Raw genomic sequence first — 15,856 nt, 5'->3', positions numbered from 1 at the left:
CATCGCTGCGGGCTGTCCGTCGCGCACGGGTCACAGCCCCAGGTTGTTGTGTTCCAGCACGCGTTCGGCGCGATAACTCGAACGCACCAGCGGCCCGGCGACCGCCTCCACGAAGCCCTTGCCCAGCGCCAGCCCGCGATACGCGCGGAACTCGTCCGGGGTGACGAAGCGCTGCACCGGCAGGTGATGGGGGCTGGGCCGCATGTACTGGCCCAGGGTCACCACGTCCACGTGGGCTTCGCGCATGTCGTCCAGCGTCTGCTCGATCTCGGCGTCGGTTTCGCCCAGGCCCAGCATCAAGCTTGTCTTGGTGAGCGTTTGGGGCGCGTGACGCTTGGCGAAAGCCAGCACGTTCAGCGTCTGTTCGTAGCCCGCGCGGGGATCGCGCACCGGGTGGGTGAGCCGCCGCACCGTTTCCAGGTTCTGTGCATAGGTGGCCAGTCCCGCGTCCAGCACGGTGGCGACCGCGTCATGGTTGCCGGCGAAGTCGGGCGTGAGCGCCTCCACCGCGGTATCCGGCGCGCGCAGATGGATCGCGCTCACGCACGCGGCGTAATGTGCGGCGCCACCGTCGGCAAGGTCGTCGCGGTCCACCGAGGTGAGCACCACGTATTTCAGGCCCATCAGCGCCACCGCGTCGGCCACCTTGGCCGGTTCCAGCGGATCGAGCCAGCCGTTCGGGTTGCCGGTGGAGACCGAGCAGAACTTGCAGGCGCGCGTGCATACCGATCCCATCAGCATCAGGGTGGCGGTGCCGCGGCCCCAGCACTCGGCGATGTTGGGGCACTTGGATTCGGCGCACACGGTGTTGAGCCTGTGCGTGCGCACGATGTCGGCCACCGCTTCGTATTGCGCGCCGCCGGGCAGCTTCACGCGCAGCCACGGTGGCTTGCGATCCACGTCCGGCACCTGGCTGTTGGTGTTGGGCTTCTGGCCGCCCTTCACTGCGCGAGTGCCCTGCGGGCTGATGAACTTGCTGCCGTCGGGGACGGTGGGACTGCGGGACATGGGGACGCGTCGATGGGAACCGCGCCCAGTCTCCCGCCACGCGCCGCGCGTCGCCCTGACGTAGGTCAGGCGTGCGCGGGCCTGGCCGCGCGGAAGCCTTCACCTGCCTTTCCCGCGCGGGTTCCTAGGCTGTCCGGACCTTTCCCGCATGGCGGATGCGTCGCCGCCGCCCGAACCCGATCGCAGGAGCCAGCCATGTCCAAAGCCAAGCCCTTCGTCAGCGACATCGAGGCCATCCGCAAGCGCGCCCGCCAGGACATCGACCAGGGTGCGATGACCGCCGGCTACAAGGCCGACCGTGCCACCGTGGTGAGGCTGCTCAACCACGCGCTGGCCACCGAGATCGTCTGCGTGCTGCGCTACAAGTACCACTACTACATGGCGTCGGGGATCCATTCGCAGTCGATCAAGGCGGAGTTCCTGCAGCACGCGAACGAGGAGCAGGGCCACGCCGACCTCATCGCCGAGCGCATCACCCAGCTCGACGGCAAGCCGGACCTCTCGCCGGAGGGCCTGGCCGCGCGCAGCCACGCCGACTACGTGGAAGGCGAGGACATCGTGGACATGATCAAGGAGGACCTGGTGGCCGAGCGCATCGCCATCGACAGCTACCGCGAGATGATCGACTACGTGGGCAGCGCCGATCCCACCACCCGCCGCATGCTGGAGGGCATCCTGGCGATGGAGGAAGAGCACGCCGAGGACATGAATACCTTGCTGGAGCAACTGGGCAAGAAGGGTGAGCCGGCCGGGCCGGCGCCCGTGCACGGCGGCCGGGCGGAAGCGAAGAAGGGCGGACGCAAGCACGGCTGATCGCCGCGCATGCGGCTTCCGGCGGGCCGGCCACGTGCCGGCCCGTCCCGTCTCACCAGCCGGCCAGCACCAGCTTGCCGATGCTCGCGCCCGACTCCAGCCGGCGGTGCGCTTCGCGCAGGTTCGCCGCGTTGATCGGCCCCAGCGCTTCGCGCTGGATGCTCCTGAGTTCGCCGGCATCGACCAGTGTGGCCACGCGCTGCAGGATGCGTCCCTGCTCGGCCATGTCCGGCGTGCGGAAGCGCGGCCGGGCGAACATCATCTCCCAGTGGATGCCGATACACTTGGCCTTGTACGGGTCGCCGATCCTGAGCGCTCCCTTCGGCTCCACGACGAGGCCAAGATGGCCCTGCGGCGCCAGCAGCTCGCCCAGCACCTCCCAGTAGCGGTCGGTGTCGGCGAGGTTCAGCGCTGCGTCGACCTTCGCGAAGCCCAGCGCGGCGAGCTGCGGCGCCAGCGGCTCGCGATGATTCACCACGTGCTGTGCGCCCATCGCCCGGCACCAGTCCGCGGTCTCCGCGCGCGATGCGGTGGCGATCACGGCGAAGCCCGCGCGGCGCGCCAGCTGGATCGCGATCGAGCCCACGCCGCCGGCGCCGCCGATCACCAGCAGCGACTTGCCGGCGCCGCCCTTCTCGCTGTCGAACGGCATGCGCTGGAACAGCAGTTCCCACGCGGTGATCGCCACCAGCGGCAGCGCGGCGGCCTGGGCGAAGTCCAGCGTGCGCGGCATCGCCGCGGCCAGTCGCGCGTCGACCAGCTGGAACTCGGCGTTGCTGCCGGGGCGGGTGACGTCGCCGGCGTAGTACACGCGGTCGCCGGGGCGGAAGCCCTGCACGGCGTCGCCGACCGCCTCGACCGTGCCGGCGGCGTCGTAGCCCAGCACCTTCGGCTGCGCCTCCAACTGCGGCTTGGGCGAGCGCAGCTTCGTGTCGACCGGGTTCACCGAGACGGCTTCCACGCGCACCAGCAGGTCGTGTGCGCCGGGTTCGGGCCTTGGCAGTTCCACGTCGAGCAGCGACTCGGGATCGTCGGCGGGCAGGTAGCGGGTGAGGGCGACGGCTTTCATGGGTTCGACTCCGTGGGGACGGGAAGGGCGGCTACCGGCGGCGGATTGCGTTCGGCGAACGGGCCGTTCCAGTAAGGGTAGTAGGGATACGGCGGCATCACCGCGCTGGCCGCGTCGAGCGTCGCCACCTGCGCGGGCGTGAGGTTCCAGCCGACCGCGCCGAGGTTGTCGACGAGCTGCTGTTCGTTGCGCGCGCCGATCAGCACGCTGGACACGGTGGGCCGCTGCAGCAGCCAGTTGATCGCCACCTGCGGCACGCTGCGGCCGGTTTCCGCGGCGACGGCTTCCAGCGCATCCACCACGCGATACAGGCGCGCCTCGTCCACCGGCGGCGCGAAGCCGGCGGTGTCGTGCAGGCGGCTGCCCGCGGGCAGCGGCTGCCCGCGGCGGATCCTGCCGGTGAGCCGGCCCCAGCCCAGCGGACTCCACACGATGGCGCCCAGCCCCTGGTCTTCGCCCAGCGGCATCAGTTCCCATTCGTAGTCGCGGCCGACCAGCGAGTAGTAGGCCTGGTTGGCCACGAAGCGCGTGCGGCCGTGGCGTTCGGCGGCGGACTGCGACTTCATGATCTGCCAGCCGGAGAAGTTCGAGACGCCGAGGTAGCGCAGCTTGCCCGCGCGCACCAGGTCGTCCAGCGTGGACATCACCTCGTCCACCGGCGTCATCGCGTCGAAGTGGTGCAGCTGCAGCAGGTCGATCCAGTCGGTGCCGAGCCGCTTCAGCGCGCGCTCGACGCCCCGCACGAGATGGTGGCGCGAGGCGCCCACGTCGTTCGGGCCGTCGCCTGCGCGCAGGGTCAGCTTGGTGGAGACGATGGCGCGCTCGCGGTGGCCCTGCAACGCGGCGCCGAGGATCTCCTCCGCGGCACCGTCGGAATAGACGTCCGCGCTGTCGAACAGGTTGGCGCCGGCGTCGAGGCAGAGATCGACCAGCCGCTTCGCCTCGGCGACGCCGCTGCGGCCCCATGCGCTGAACAGTGGCCCCTTGCCGCCGAAGGTGCCGGTGCCCAGGCCCAGCGCGGGCACCCTGAAACCGGAACGGCCGAGGTAGCGGTAATCCATGATGAAGCTCCGTGGTGGGGAAGGAATCAGGCCTGCGGGCAGGCCACCGTCGTCCGGGACGCACGCGGATCGCGCAGCGCGCATGCCGCCAGTGCGATGCCGGCAGCCGTCACCAGCGCGGCGATCCACGGCAGCGCCGTCAGTCCGGCGCCGCGCGCGATCGCGGTGCTGCCCAGCCACGCGCCCAGCGCATTGGCCAGGTTGAAGGCGCCGATGTTGAGGCTGGACGCCAGGCTGGGGGCATCGCTGGCCTGGCGCAGGATCCACAGCTGCAGCGGCGCCACGGTGGCGAACGTCGCCATGCCCAGCAGGCCGGTGAACAGCGCGATCGACCAGCGCGCGTGCTGTGCGAAACCGAATACCACCAGCACCGCGGCCAGCGCCGCCAGCGTGCCGACCAGCGCGCCGGACAGGCGGTGGTCGGCGAGTCGCCCGCCGAGCGGGTTGCCGAGCGCCATGCCCGCGCCGAACACCAGCAGGACGGGCGAGACCATCGCGTCGCCGAAACCGGCCACGCGGGTCAGCAGCGGCTCGATGTAGGTGTACACCACGAACACGCCGGCGAAGCCGAACACCGTGGTAGCCAGGCCGAGCAGCACCGGTGTGCTCGCGATCGCGCGCAGTTCCGTGCCCAGCGCCGCCGGCGCGGCTTCGCCCTGCGTGGGCGGCACCAGCACGGCCAGAGCCAGCATCGCCAGCACGCCGATCGCGGTCACTGCCCAGAACGCCGCATGCCAGCCGAGGTGCAAGCCCAGCCACGCACTGGCCGGCACGCCGACGAGGGTGGCCAGCGCCAGGCCGTTGAACATGGTGGCGATGGCCGAGGCCTTGCGCTGTTCCGGCACCAGCGATGTCGCCACCACGGCCCCGACGCCGAAGAACGTGCCGTGCGCCAGCGCGGTGAGCACGCGCGCAGCCATCAGCGCGGCGTAGCTTTCGGCGAGGGCGCAGGCGAGGTTGCCGAGGGTGAAGGTCGCCATCAGCCCCAGCAGCACCGCTTTGCGCGGCAGGCGACGGGTGGCGACGGTGATCGCGGGTGCGCCCGCGAACACGCCGATGGCGTAGCCCGAGATCAGCAGGCCGGCGGTGGCGATGTCCACGCCGAGGTCGCTGGACACTTGCTGCAGCAGGCCCATGATCACGAATTCGGTGGTGCCGATGCCGAAGGCGCCGATGGCCAGCGCGTACAGCGCCGGCGGGGTACGGGAAACGGGGGAAGCCATGGGGACGCTCTGCCGAGGGGAGTGCGCAGCCTAGGCACTTGCGCATTCAACAAAAACCATCAACATGGCAATTCATTTTCAACAGAATCTTGAAAGACGTGGATCGCCTGGACGACCTCGCCCTGTTCCTGCGCGTGCTGGACCAGGGCTCCATCAGCGCCGCCGCGCGCAGTCTGGACATCTCGGTGGCGGTGGCCAGCCAGCGCCTGCAGCGGCTGGAGCGCAGCCTTGGCGTGCGCCTGCTGCAGCGGACCACGCGTCAGCTGCATGCCACCCCGGAAGGGCGGCTGCTGGCCGACCAGGGCCGCGTGCTGGTCGAGGGACTGGACGCCCTCGCCACCGACCTGAGGCAAAGCGCCGAAGGCGTGTCGGGTACGCTGCGCATGACGATGTCGGCCGCGTTCGGCCGCGAATACATCTCGCCGCTGTTGCCCGAGTTCATGGCGCGCCACCCCAGGCTGCGCCTGTTCGCCCACCTCAGCGACGAGCTGGTGGACGTGGTGGGCGCAGGCTACGACCTGGCCATCCGCATCGGTGTGCTGGACGATTCCAGCCTGGTGGCGCGGCGGCTGGCCTCGAACCGGCGCCTGCTGTGCGCCTCGCCCGACTACCTGCGTCGGCGCGGTCGGCCGCGCACGCCGGCCGACCTGGCCGGACACGAATGCGTGCTGCTGTCCGGCCGCAACGGGCGGCAGGACGTGTGGCGGTTCACCGACCGCCGCGGCCGCGAGCACGCGGTGCGCGTGCAGGGCCGCTTCGAGACCACCCTGGGCGAACTGGTGCGCGACGCCGTGCTGGCCGGGCAGGGCATCGCGCTGCACTCGCTGTGGCACGTGCACGAGGAACTGGCTGCGGGCCGGCTGGAGGCGGTGCTGCCGGACTACCGCCTGCCCGAGAGCGGCATCTGGGCCGTGACGCCGCAGCGCCGGCTGGTGCCGCCGCGGGTGCGTGCGTTCACCGACTTCCTGATGGAAAAGCTGGGCGATCCACCGCCCTGGGAGCGCCCCGCGGCAAGGACAAGCGGCGCAGCAAGGCGGGTGCCGCGCGCGCGCCGCTGAAACGCGCAAAAGAAACGGCGCGCCGCCGCGGGGCGCCGCGCCGCAGGTCCGGCCGGCTCAGGCCTTGGACGCTTCGTAGCGCGCGATGCCGGCGGTGATCTCGGCTTTCGCCGCCTCCGCGCCTTCCCAGCCGTCCACCTTCACCCACTTGCCCTGTTCGAGGTCCTTGTAATGCTCGAAGAAGTGGCCGATGCGCTGCAGCCAGTGCGGCGACACGCCCTTCATGTCGTTGATGTGCGCGTAGCCGGGGAACACCTTGGGCGAGGGGATCACCACCAGCTTCTCGTCGCTGCCGGCCTCGTCGGTCATCTTCAGCATGCCGACCGGACGGCAACGGATCACCGAGCCCACGGTCAGCGGCAGCGGCAGGATCACCACCGCGTCCAGCGGATCGCCGTCGCCGCCCAGCGTGCCCGGCACGTAGCCGTAGTTGCAGGGATAGCGCATCGGCGTGGACAGGATGCGGTCGACGAAGATCGCGCCGGAGTCCTTGTCCACCTCGTACTTGACCGGCTCGGCATCCTTGGGGATTTCGATGATGACGTTGATTTCGTCCGGCACGTTGCGGCCGGCGGGAACCAGGTGCAGACCCATGGGATGTCCTTGCGCGATTTCGGAGGGAGAAAACCCGCAAGGATACGCCACTGGCTGTTGCGATGCAGCAGCCGGGGCTGAACGCCGGCGCAAGATCGCCCCTTCCGCTCTCCCTTTGCCGGCTCGTGGGAGGAGACGAGCCGCCTCAGTACGGCCGCTCGCGCAACCACTTGGTGGCGATCCACTTCTCGCCACGCTGCACCGGCAGGCCGGCGTGCAGCGAACTCGTGTCGCCGCCCTCGTAGGCGAAATAGACGGCCGAACCGCGCAGCGCGGTGACGGTGAGGCCGACCTCCGGGAAGGCGGTGCCGCCGCCGGCCTCGGGCGTGTTGAGATACATCACCACGCTGGCGATGCGCTGGCCGCCACGCGCGGTGATCGTGGCGTAGCCGGGCTGGCCCGGATCGAACCAGTCGTAGTGCGGCTGGTATTCCTGGCCGGGCAGATAATGCAGGATCTGCAGGCCCTCGCCGTGGCTCACCGGGATGTCGAGCAGCGCGGCGATGCGCTGTTCGAGCTGCGCCACCAGTGGCAGCTCGCCCAGCTTGAAGAACATGCCCACGCTGGTGCGCCGATGGTCGACCTGCTGCTTGCCCGCAGCGTCCACGGTGAGCGCGCGCGCCAGGCGCGGCGTGGCGAGTGCGACCAGTTCGTCGCATTCCTCGCCCGTCAGCAGGCCATCGAGCACGCGCAGCGCGGGCCGCTCCATGCCGAGCGTCACCCGGACCTCGCGGTCGCCCGCCCTCGCCAGCGGCCCTTCGGGATGCTTCGTGCGGCGCCCGGCTGGCGTGGCGGCGCCCGTCCGCAACGCATCGGGCGGCAGCTGCAGCACCTCGGCCACGATCGCGCGGCTCTGCCGCGGGTCGTAGCCGTGCACGTGCATCAGCTCCAGCACGTCCTGCGGGCTGTGGCCGGCGCGGGCGGTGGCCAGGATCCATTCGCGCAGTTCGGAGCTGATCGCAGCGGGCGGGTTCATAGGGCGCGGGGCAGGGTGTGGGCTCGCCCAAGCTTACTTCACGAGGCCCGGGACGACGCGAGCCGGTGCGGCGCCGACCTTGCGCCGACGCAGCCGGGCAAGTTGCCACGCGAGCCGGGTCGCCACGGCGGGGCGCGGCGTCGGCGACAGGGCATGGACAGAGCCAAGGGGCGTTCCGCCGCCAATCGGGAGGGATGGGGTCAGGCCGGTCGCCGGATTCGGCCTGCCCTGGCCGGGACGGCATCCAGGCACTCGCCGAACAGGCGCATCGCCTCGCGCAACTCGGCGATCGACAGGTTGCAGTAGCCGAGCAGCAGGCCGGGCCGGGACGGCGGCGCGAAGTAATGCGGCGCGATGGGATGCAGGCCGAGTCCGCGATCGTGCGCGTGCGCGATCAGTGCCTCGGCACGTGCGTGGTCGTAACCCTCCAGCCACGCCACCACGTGCATGCCGGCCGGCGAGTGCACGACCTGCACGCGCTCGCCGGCGTACTGGTGCAGGCCGGCGATCAGCACTTCACGCCGGGTTTTCAGCTCCCTGCGCGCGTGGCGCAGATGCCGCTCGAACCCGCCGCATTCCATGAAGTGCGCCAATGCCGCCTGTTCGATGCCGGGCGAGGACATGTCACTGAGGTACTTCGCGGCATTGAAGTCGTCGCGCAATGCCGTCGGCAGCACCATGTAGCCGATGCGCAGCGCGCCGAACAGCGTCTTGGAAAAGGTGCCCACGTAGATCACGCGATCGCTGTCGTCCAGCGAGCGCAGCGCGGCCAGCGGATGACCGTCGTAGCGAAGCTCGCCGTCATAGTCGTCCTCGACGATCCAGCAGCGCTTGCTTGCGGCGTAGCGCAACAGCTCGAGCCGGCGCGGCAGCGACATCACGCTGCCCGTGGGGAACTGGTGCGAGGGGGTGACGCTGATCAGCTTCGGCGGCGTGTCCGGCAGCTCGGCGCAGACCAGGCCATCGTCGTCGGTACGCACCGGGTACAGGCTGGCGCCATGCGCGGCCAGGACGTGATACGCGCCGAAATAGTTCGGATCCTCCAGCGCCACGGTGTCGCCCTCGTCGAGCAGCACGCGCGCGCACAACGCGTAGGCCTGCTGGGTGCCGGTGACGATCTGCACGTTCTCCGGCCGTGTCTGCACGCCGCGGCGGCGCGCCAGGTAATCGCAGATCTGCTGGCGCAAGGCCGGCAGTCCCCATGAGCTGGTCACCCTGAGCGACGAGTAGGCGGCCGCCCGCGCCAACTCGCGCCCCCATGCGGCGTTCAGGGCGGGGTTGGTCACCGGGTCGCCGTACAGCAGGTCGTAGCGAAGGCCGTAATGCATGCCGCCGATTCCGCGATTCCGCAGCTTGCGGGCACGCTCGGCATAGCGCGAGGCGGGAGGCACGGTCGCGTTGCCCGCAGGTTGCAACGCCGGCGCGAGCTGCAGGCGGGACACATAGCTGCCGGAGCCGATGCGACCGTTGATGAAGCCTTCGGCGCGCAGTTGCTCGTAGGCGGCCAGTACGGTGGTGCGGGACACTTCGAGTTGCTGGGCAAGTTCGCGCGTGGACGGCAGACGCGTGCCGGCGACCATGCGGCCGTCGAGGATCGCGCCCTTCAGCGCCCGTGTGAGCTGCGCGTACTGCGGCCCGTCGCCGTCCAGGTCAAGGAACATGCCGGGGTTCCAGTGGGCGGATGCGGCGGCCGTGCCGGTGGAATGCATGGCGGCCGGCCATATCCATCTTGCCGGTGTCCGGCTGTGGCCGGCCGGCGACCGCGATGCCGTCGAGGTCGATGGGGCTGGGCGCACAGGCCGGTCGCGCGTGGCGTCGGCCGTGGTGGTGGTGTTCGGTCAGCATGCTCGCGTGTTCCCGTGCAGAGTCCCACAAACAGCAATGGCCATCCCCCGATTTTGCCGGGAGATGGCCATTTAAATTCATTCGTGGGACGCAACGCCAGGAGACGTTCGGCGCCGTTGCGTCATGGCGCTGGTGCCGCGGAACGGTTGCTTTCCGGCTTGCAGGGGCCTGCCCGCCCGGTCATCGGCCGGGCGGGCGTCGCAGCGGCTCAGTAATCGTAGGTGACCGACAGGCGCACCATGCCTGGAGGTTGCCAGACCTGGGCTTCCCCATAGGAGTTGTTGATGGAGATGAGATCAGGGGCCGGGTTGCGCCATCCGGACCCACGCCTTTGTTGCAGGCCGACTCGCCTATCGCGCCGGCCTGCAACACGCGTGCTGGTGCTCATGAGACTCCCCTTTCAGTGAGGTGTGGGATCGGAATTCGCTCTGGCGAATCCGCACCGCTCGGCAAGCGGATGCCTGTGGCGATGTGCTGTCGTGTTCCGGTGGACGCGCCGGTTCTCCAGCGCGCTGGCCGGTCACGGCGTCGTGCGGGCGAGGGTGTTTCCGCGACGGGGTCGGCTGGCGGCGCTGGATGGCCGTCCATGCGCACTCGCGCCGCACGGCCGGAAGCGCGCCCTGGTCATGCGGTCGGAGCGCAGCAGTTGCCGCGCAGGAGGTTGCCCAGCGTGGCGTGGAAGGCGACCAGGCGCTCGGCGTGTCCCGGCTCGCCGGCATGCGCAAGCAGCTCGTAGAGCTCGACGAGCACCTCGGCGCGTTGCGGTGAGTCCAGCGAGCCGCCGGCCAGGCCGATGTACGACTGCAGCAGGCGCAAGGCGGAGGCGAGCAGCTGCGGATCGACCGCCGGCGCACGAGATGGCGGCGCGGCCTCGCTGCCGCTGGATTGAACCAGCGCGCCGGCATGTGCGGCCACCGTGCCGGCAGCGCGGGGCTCGGCTCTCATCGCGCCTTCGCCGGCGACAAGCCAGAGCAGCGAGATGTCCAGCGCCCGCGCCAGGGTGACGCAACGCTCGCGCGACATGTCGCTGTGGCCATCGCGCCAGTTGCGCACCGTGCCTTCGGAGACGCCGCAACGCCGCGCGATGGCGCTGGCGCTGCCTGTGGCCCGGATCAGCAACTGGATGCGCGCGGCCAGGCTGGCCGGGGCATCTGCCGGCGCTTGCGACGAAGCGGTGCGCACGTCGTTCGCGAATCCGCTGCATCCGGCGCCGGGCCTGCGTGGAGGGCGTTCGAGGAACGAAATGCGTGTGCGGACCTCGTCGCCCATGAAGTCCGCTGCATTGCCGTTCGCGGCGGCGTGGCGGGAAGAATCCACATCGTGGGTTGCGGTCAGCGCTGGCATCGACCTTGTTCCGCGATCAGGGAAGGGGGAGGGGCAAGGATTCGCCTGGGATTGGGGACGTCGCCAGGCGAACCAGACGCATGCGCCGGGGAATGGTTGGCGTGATCGTCAACGATTCGTTACGAAAGCGTCTGTCGGGCAGCATAGGCACGCGTCATGGCGCGATACACGGCCAATTCGCCTGAAATCGTGCAGGCCACTCGCAGGGTGTTGCGAGTGCGCGGCTGGTCGCCGTGACAAGGAGGCGTGGCGTGTTGCCGGCGACGAGGCCAAGCCGGGACCGGTGCGGCCTGGCGCGCCGGTGCGGAGCTGCCGCAGGAGCCCCGCGCTCGCCTCAACGTGCGAGCGGCCTACTTCAGTTCATTCCACAGGAAGTCGTACACCATGGCGTGCATGTGCGCCGACTGCCTGTTGTCCGCGCCGGCGCCGTGGCCGCCTTCGAGGTTCTCGTAGAACCACACGTCGGGGATGCCCATGCCTTCCATCTTCGCGGCCATCTTGCGCGCCTGCGCCGGGCCCACGCGGTCGTCGCTGGTGGTGGTGTAGAACAGCACCGGCGGGTAATGCGCGCCCTTGCGCAGGTTCTGGTAGGGCGAGAAGGCCTTGATGAAGGCCCATTGCTTCGGGTCCTCGGGGTTGCCGTATTCGGCGATCCACGAGGCGCCGGCGTCGAGGTGGATGTAGCGCTTCATGTCGAGCAGCGGCACCTCGCAGGCGATCGCGCCGAACAGCTGCGGGTACTCGGTAAGCATGTTGCCCATCAGCAGGCCGCCGTTGCTGCCGCCCTCGGCACCGAGGTGCTTCGTGGAGGTGACGCCGCGCTTCACCAGGTCCTCCGCCACCGCGGCAAAGTCCTGGTAGGCCCTGGGCCGGTTCGCCTTGAGCGCGGCCTGGTGCCAGGCGGGGCCGTATTCGCCGCCGCCGCGGATGTTGGCGATCACGTAGACGCCGCCGCGTTCCAGCCAGGCGCGGCCGATGCTGCCGCTGTAGAACGGCTGCAGCGAGACCTCGAAGCCGCCGTAGCCGTACAGCAGGGTGCGGTGGCTGCCGTCGAGCCTCATGTCCTTGGGTGCGATCTCGAAGTAGGGCACGCGGGTGCCGTCCTTCGAGGCGACGAAGTGCTGGCTCACGGTGAACTTCGAGGCGTCGAAGAACGCGGGTTGGTGCTTGATCGTCCCGGCCTCGCCCTGGCCCAGCACGCCGCGCTCCAGCGAGGGCGGGGTGAGAAAGCCGGTGACGGTAAGCCAGTACTCGTCGCTGTGGTCGGGGTCGGTGTCGACCACCTCCACCGTGCTCATGGCCGGCGCGCCCGGCATGGCTGCGCGCCGCCATTCGCCGGCCTGCGGGGTGAGCACCTCCAGCCTGCTTTGCACGTCGTGCAGTTCGTCGAGGATCAGGTGATGCCGCGTCCACGCGTAGCTGGAGAGCGCGGTGTGCGCATCGGGCCTGAACAGCACGGTGAATGCGCGCTTGCCGGCCATGAAGTCGTCGAACCGGGTGGCGATCAGCGCGCCGTTGGGATAAGTGACGCCGCCCACCGTCCACGGCGAGCGCAGCGTCACCAGCAGCCACTCGCGGTGCGCGTCGACGCTGGCGTCGCTGGGGAGGTCGAGCTTCACCAGCTTGCCGTCCCTGCGCAGGAAGGTCTCGCTGTGGAAGAAGTCGATGGCCACCTGCACGAAGTCGCGCTCGTAGCCGGGCGTGCGGTCGTGGTAGGCGCTCACGGAGAGGTCGGTGGGCTTGCCCTCGTACACCGTGACGGCGGCGGACAGCGGCGTGCCGCGCGTCCATTCCTTGGCGATGCGCGGATAGCTGGACTGCGTCATCGAGCCGGGGCCGAAATCGGTGCCCACGTAGATGTGATCCTGGTCGATCCAGCCCACCTGGGTCTTGGCGACCGGCAGCTCGAAGCCATTCTTCACGAAGGACCTGGTGGCGGTGTCGAATTCGCGCACCACCACTGCGTCGCCGCCGTCGGGCGAGAGTGAGAGCAGGCAGCGGGTGTAGGCCGGTTTCAGGCACTGTGCGCCCTTCCATACCCAGCGCTTGCCCTCGGCCTTGTTCAGCGCGTCCACGTCCAGCACGGTCTCCCACTTCGGGTCGGCCTTGCGGTATTCGTCCAGCGTGGTGCGGCGCCACAGGCCGCGCGGGTGGGCCTTGTCCTGCCAGAAGTTGTAGAGGTACTCGCCCATGCGGCGCACGTAGGGAATGCGCGCCTCGGAGTCGAGCACCTGGAGGATCTCGCTGCGGGCGCGCTCGAACTCCGCGGAGCTGGCGAAGGCCTTCTCGGTGATCGCGTTCTGCCGCTTCACCCAGTCCATCGCGCGCGCGCCATGGGTGGCCTCCAGCCAGAGGTAGGGATCGTCGTGGTCTACAGGCTGGGCAGCGGCGCTGGCGTCGTTCATGCCGCCCAGTGTGACGCCCAGCGCGAGCGCCAGCCAGAGGGAAGTCTTGGAAGTCATGGGTGGAATCCTTGTCCTGCGGCAGGTCGGCGGGAGGGGCGAGTGTGGCCGCAGCTGGCGGACCGCGCCCGTGGCCAAAGTCAGGTACGTCCGAAACGCGACAGGCCCCGCATGCGGGGCCTGTCGTCGGGGTGCATGGCGCTCAGTGCAGCAGCGGAATGATCAGCAGCGCCACGATGTTGATGATCTTGATCAGCGGGTTCACCGCGGGGCCGGCGGTGTCCTTGTAGGGGTCGCCCACGGTGTCGCCGGTGACGGCGGCCTTGTGCGCCTCCGAGCCCTTGCCGCCGTGGTGGCCATCCTCGATGTACTTCTTGGCGTTGTCCCAGGCGCCGCCGCCGGTAGTCATCGAGATCGCCACGAACAGACCGGTGACGATGGTGCCGATCAGCACGCCGCCCAGCGCCTTCGGCCCCAGCAGCAGGCCCACGAGGATCGGCACCACCACGGGCAGCAGCGAAGGCAGGATCATTTCCTTGATCGCCGAGCGGGTGAGCATGTCCACCGCCTTGTCGTACTGCGGCTTGCCGGTGCCTTCCATGATGCCGATGATGTCGCGGAACTGGCGGCGCACTTCCTCCACCACCGCGCCCGCGGCGCGGCCCACCGCCTCCATTGCCATCGCGCCGAACAGATAGGGGATCAGGCCGCCGATCAGCAGGCCGATGATCACCATATGGTCGGAGAGGTCGAAGGTGAAGGACTGGCCGGGGTGGTTCACCGCGAGGTTGTGCGTGTAGTCGGCGAACAGTACCAGCGCCGCCAGCGCGGCCGAGCCGATCGCGTAGCCCTTGGTCACCGCCTTGGTGGTGTTGCCCACCGCGTCCAGCGGATCGGTGACGCCGCGCACCTCCGGCGGCAGGTCGGCCATCTCGGCGATGCCGCCGGCGTTGTCGGTGATCGGGCCGTAGGCGTCCAGCGCCACGATCATGCCGGCCATCGACAGCATCGCGGTCGCGGCGATCGCGATGCCGTACAGGCCGCCGTGCGCATACGCGCCCCAGATCGCCAGGCAGATCGCCACCACCGGCAGGCCGGTGGCCTTCATCGACACGCCCAGGCCCGCGATGATGTTGGTGCCGTGGCCGGTGGTGGAGGCCTGCGCGATGTGCTTGACCGGCTGGTACTGCGTGCCGGTGTAGTACTCGGTGATCCACACGATGGCGCCGGTGAGCAGCAGGCCGATGATGGCGCAGAACCACAGGTTCAGCGCGCCGTAGCCGAAGCCGCCCATCAGCTGCATGGTGATCGGATAGAACGCCGCGGCGGCCAGCACGCCGGACACGGCCACGCCCTTGTACAGCGCGCCCATGATCGAGCCGCCAGCCTTCACCCGCACGAACAGCGTGCCGACGATGGACGCGATGATCGACACCGCGCCCAGCAGCAGCGGGTAGAGCACCGCATTGGCGCCTGCGTCACTCAAGGTGAGGCCGCCCAGCAGCATGGTCGCGATCACCGTCACCGCGTAGGTCTCGAACAGGTCGGCCGCCATGCCGGCGCAATCGCCCACGTTGTCGCCCACGTTGTCGGCGATCACCGCCGGGTTGCGCGGATCGTCCTCGGGGATGCCGGCCTCCACCTTGCCCACCAGGTCGGCGCCCACGTCGGCGCCCTTGGTGAAGATGCCGCCGCCGAGGCGCGCGAAGATCGAGATCAGCGAGCTGCCGAACGCCAGGCCCACCAGCGCGTGCAGCGCCTGTTCGCTGGTGATGCCGATGCGGTTGAGGATCAGCCAGTAGCCGGCCACGCCCAGCAGCGCCAGGCCCACCACCAGCATGCCGGTGATCGCGCCGCCGCGGAACGCCACGTTCATCGCCGCGGACAGCCCCTGCCGCGCCGCCTCGGCAGTGCGCACGTTCGCGCGTACCGACACGTTCATGCCGATGTAGCCGGCTGCGCCCGAGAGCACCGCGCCGATCAGGAAGCCCAGCGCGGTGGGCCAGGAGAGGAAGAAGCCGATCAGCAGGAACAGCACCGCGCCGACCAGGGCGATCGTGCCGTACTGGCGGTTGAGATACGCGCGGGCACCCTCCTGCACCGCCGCGGCGATCTCCTGCATCCGTGCATTGCCCGGCGACTGCGCCAGAATCCAGCGTGCCGACAATGCGCCATACAACACTGCCACCACCGCACACGCGAGCACGATCCACCAGCCAAGCTGCTGCAGCATCGGAGCCTCCCCATGAGTTGTAATGGCCGTCCGGAGCGGGCGGTCCAAGGGAGTATAGGCAGAGCCCGGCGCACATCCCGTTGTGCGGCGCAACGCACATGGCTGTGGCGAGCCGGATTCCAGGCTGTCCCCGTGCGCATGGAGCGCATGCGACGACATGGCGCGCACCTGGCGTCGTCGTGCATCCCTGCCGTCCTTCCCGGAGAGCCGCCATCGGAGGATATGTCTGG

General features: G+C 69.7%; 14 protein-coding genes. 2 read left to right on the top strand and 12 right to left on the bottom strand.

The genetic code is table 11. The features are described 5' to 3' along the window. Positions 1-30: 30 nt before the first annotated feature. Complete coding sequence (gene lipA / locus ACQGNW_RS01995; protein WP_426661390.1) at positions 31-1,008, bottom strand: lipoyl synthase; 978 nt, start codon at positions 1,006-1,008, stop codon at positions 31-33. Positions 1,009-1,203: 195 nt separating this feature from the next. Between lipA and ACQGNW_RS01990 the strand changes: the two genes are divergently transcribed. Next, positions 1,204-1,821, top strand: coding sequence for a ferritin-like domain-containing protein (locus ACQGNW_RS01990; protein WP_426661389.1), 618 nt, complete (start codon positions 1,204-1,206; stop codon positions 1,819-1,821). Between the two features lie 52 nt (positions 1,822-1,873). Here ACQGNW_RS01990 and ACQGNW_RS01985 read toward each other — a convergent pair whose 3' ends face one another. The 3 genes from ACQGNW_RS01985 to ACQGNW_RS01975 are packed head-to-tail and all read right to left on the bottom strand — an operon-like array spanning position 1,874 to position 5,174. Continuing rightward, positions 1,874-2,890, bottom strand: a complete 1,017-nt coding sequence (locus ACQGNW_RS01985) for a zinc-binding alcohol dehydrogenase family protein (protein ID WP_426661388.1) — start codon at positions 2,888-2,890, stop codon at positions 1,874-1,876. After that, positions 2,887-3,951, bottom strand: coding sequence for an aldo/keto reductase (locus ACQGNW_RS01980; RefSeq protein ID WP_426661387.1), 1,065 nt, complete (start codon positions 3,949-3,951; stop codon positions 2,887-2,889). Before ACQGNW_RS01980 ends, ACQGNW_RS01985 begins: the two co-directional genes overlap by 4 nt. 26 nt (positions 3,952-3,977) lie before the next feature. Then, complete coding sequence (locus tag ACQGNW_RS01975; RefSeq protein ID WP_426661386.1) at positions 3,978-5,174, bottom strand: MFS transporter; 1,197 nt, start codon at positions 5,172-5,174, stop codon at positions 3,978-3,980. 98 nt (positions 5,175-5,272) lie between these two features. On the opposite strand from ACQGNW_RS01975, the gene ACQGNW_RS01970 reads away from it, so the two are divergent. Next, the gene (locus tag ACQGNW_RS01970; protein WP_426661385.1) at positions 5,273-6,232 is read left to right on the top strand and encodes a LysR family transcriptional regulator; all 960 of its coding nucleotides are present in this window, start codon (positions 5,273-5,275) and stop codon (positions 6,230-6,232) included. A 57-nt stretch (positions 6,233-6,289) separates the two neighbouring features. Here the strand turns inward: ACQGNW_RS01970 and ppa are convergent, their stop codons facing one another. The 8 genes from ppa to ACQGNW_RS01930 form a co-directional block, all read right to left on the bottom strand. Then, the gene (ppa, locus tag ACQGNW_RS01965; RefSeq protein ID WP_426661384.1) at positions 6,290-6,826 is read right to left on the bottom strand and encodes an inorganic diphosphatase; all 537 of its coding nucleotides are present in this window, start codon (positions 6,824-6,826) and stop codon (positions 6,290-6,292) included. A gap of 145 nt (positions 6,827-6,971) precedes the next feature. Then, on the bottom strand, positions 6,972-7,802 hold the full coding sequence (locus ACQGNW_RS01960) for a 2OG-Fe(II) oxygenase (RefSeq protein ID WP_426661383.1): 831 nt from the start codon (positions 7,800-7,802) through the stop codon (positions 6,972-6,974). Between the two features lie 200 nt (positions 7,803-8,002). After that, the gene (gene pdxR, locus ACQGNW_RS01955; RefSeq protein WP_426661382.1) at positions 8,003-9,463 is read right to left on the bottom strand and encodes a MocR-like pyridoxine biosynthesis transcription factor PdxR; all 1,461 of its coding nucleotides are present in this window, start codon (positions 9,461-9,463) and stop codon (positions 8,003-8,005) included. Further along, positions 9,453-9,647 (bottom strand): hypothetical protein, encoded by a 195-nt coding sequence (locus ACQGNW_RS01950; protein ID WP_426661381.1) that lies wholly within the window; start codon positions 9,645-9,647, stop codon positions 9,453-9,455. Before ACQGNW_RS01950 ends, pdxR begins: the two co-directional genes overlap by 11 nt. 208 nt (positions 9,648-9,855) lie before the next feature. Next, positions 9,856-10,035 (bottom strand): hypothetical protein, encoded by a 180-nt coding sequence (locus ACQGNW_RS01945; RefSeq protein WP_426661380.1) that lies wholly within the window; start codon positions 10,033-10,035, stop codon positions 9,856-9,858. Positions 10,036-10,271: 236 nt separating this feature from the next. Next, the gene (locus ACQGNW_RS01940; RefSeq protein ID WP_426661379.1) at positions 10,272-10,829 is read right to left on the bottom strand and encodes a helix-turn-helix domain-containing protein; all 558 of its coding nucleotides are present in this window, start codon (positions 10,827-10,829) and stop codon (positions 10,272-10,274) included. Positions 10,830-11,341: 512 nt separating this feature from the next. Further along, a complete protein-coding gene (locus ACQGNW_RS01935) occupies positions 11,342-13,453 on the bottom strand; it encodes a prolyl oligopeptidase family serine peptidase (RefSeq protein ID WP_426661378.1) in 2,112 nt (703 codons plus the stop codon). A gap of 142 nt (positions 13,454-13,595) precedes the next feature. Next, the gene (locus tag ACQGNW_RS01930; RefSeq protein WP_426661377.1) at positions 13,596-15,626 is read right to left on the bottom strand and encodes a sodium-translocating pyrophosphatase; all 2,031 of its coding nucleotides are present in this window, start codon (positions 15,624-15,626) and stop codon (positions 13,596-13,598) included. Positions 15,627-15,856: the final 230 nt, after the last annotated feature.

Origin of the sequence: Rhodanobacter aciditrophus (assembly GCF_050026795.1) — a bacterium.
Lineage (GTDB): Bacteria > Pseudomonadota > Gammaproteobacteria > Xanthomonadales > Rhodanobacteraceae > Rhodanobacter_A.
Note: the sequence above shows the minus strand (reverse complement) of the source record. Positions and strands in the feature narration are given on the sequence as shown.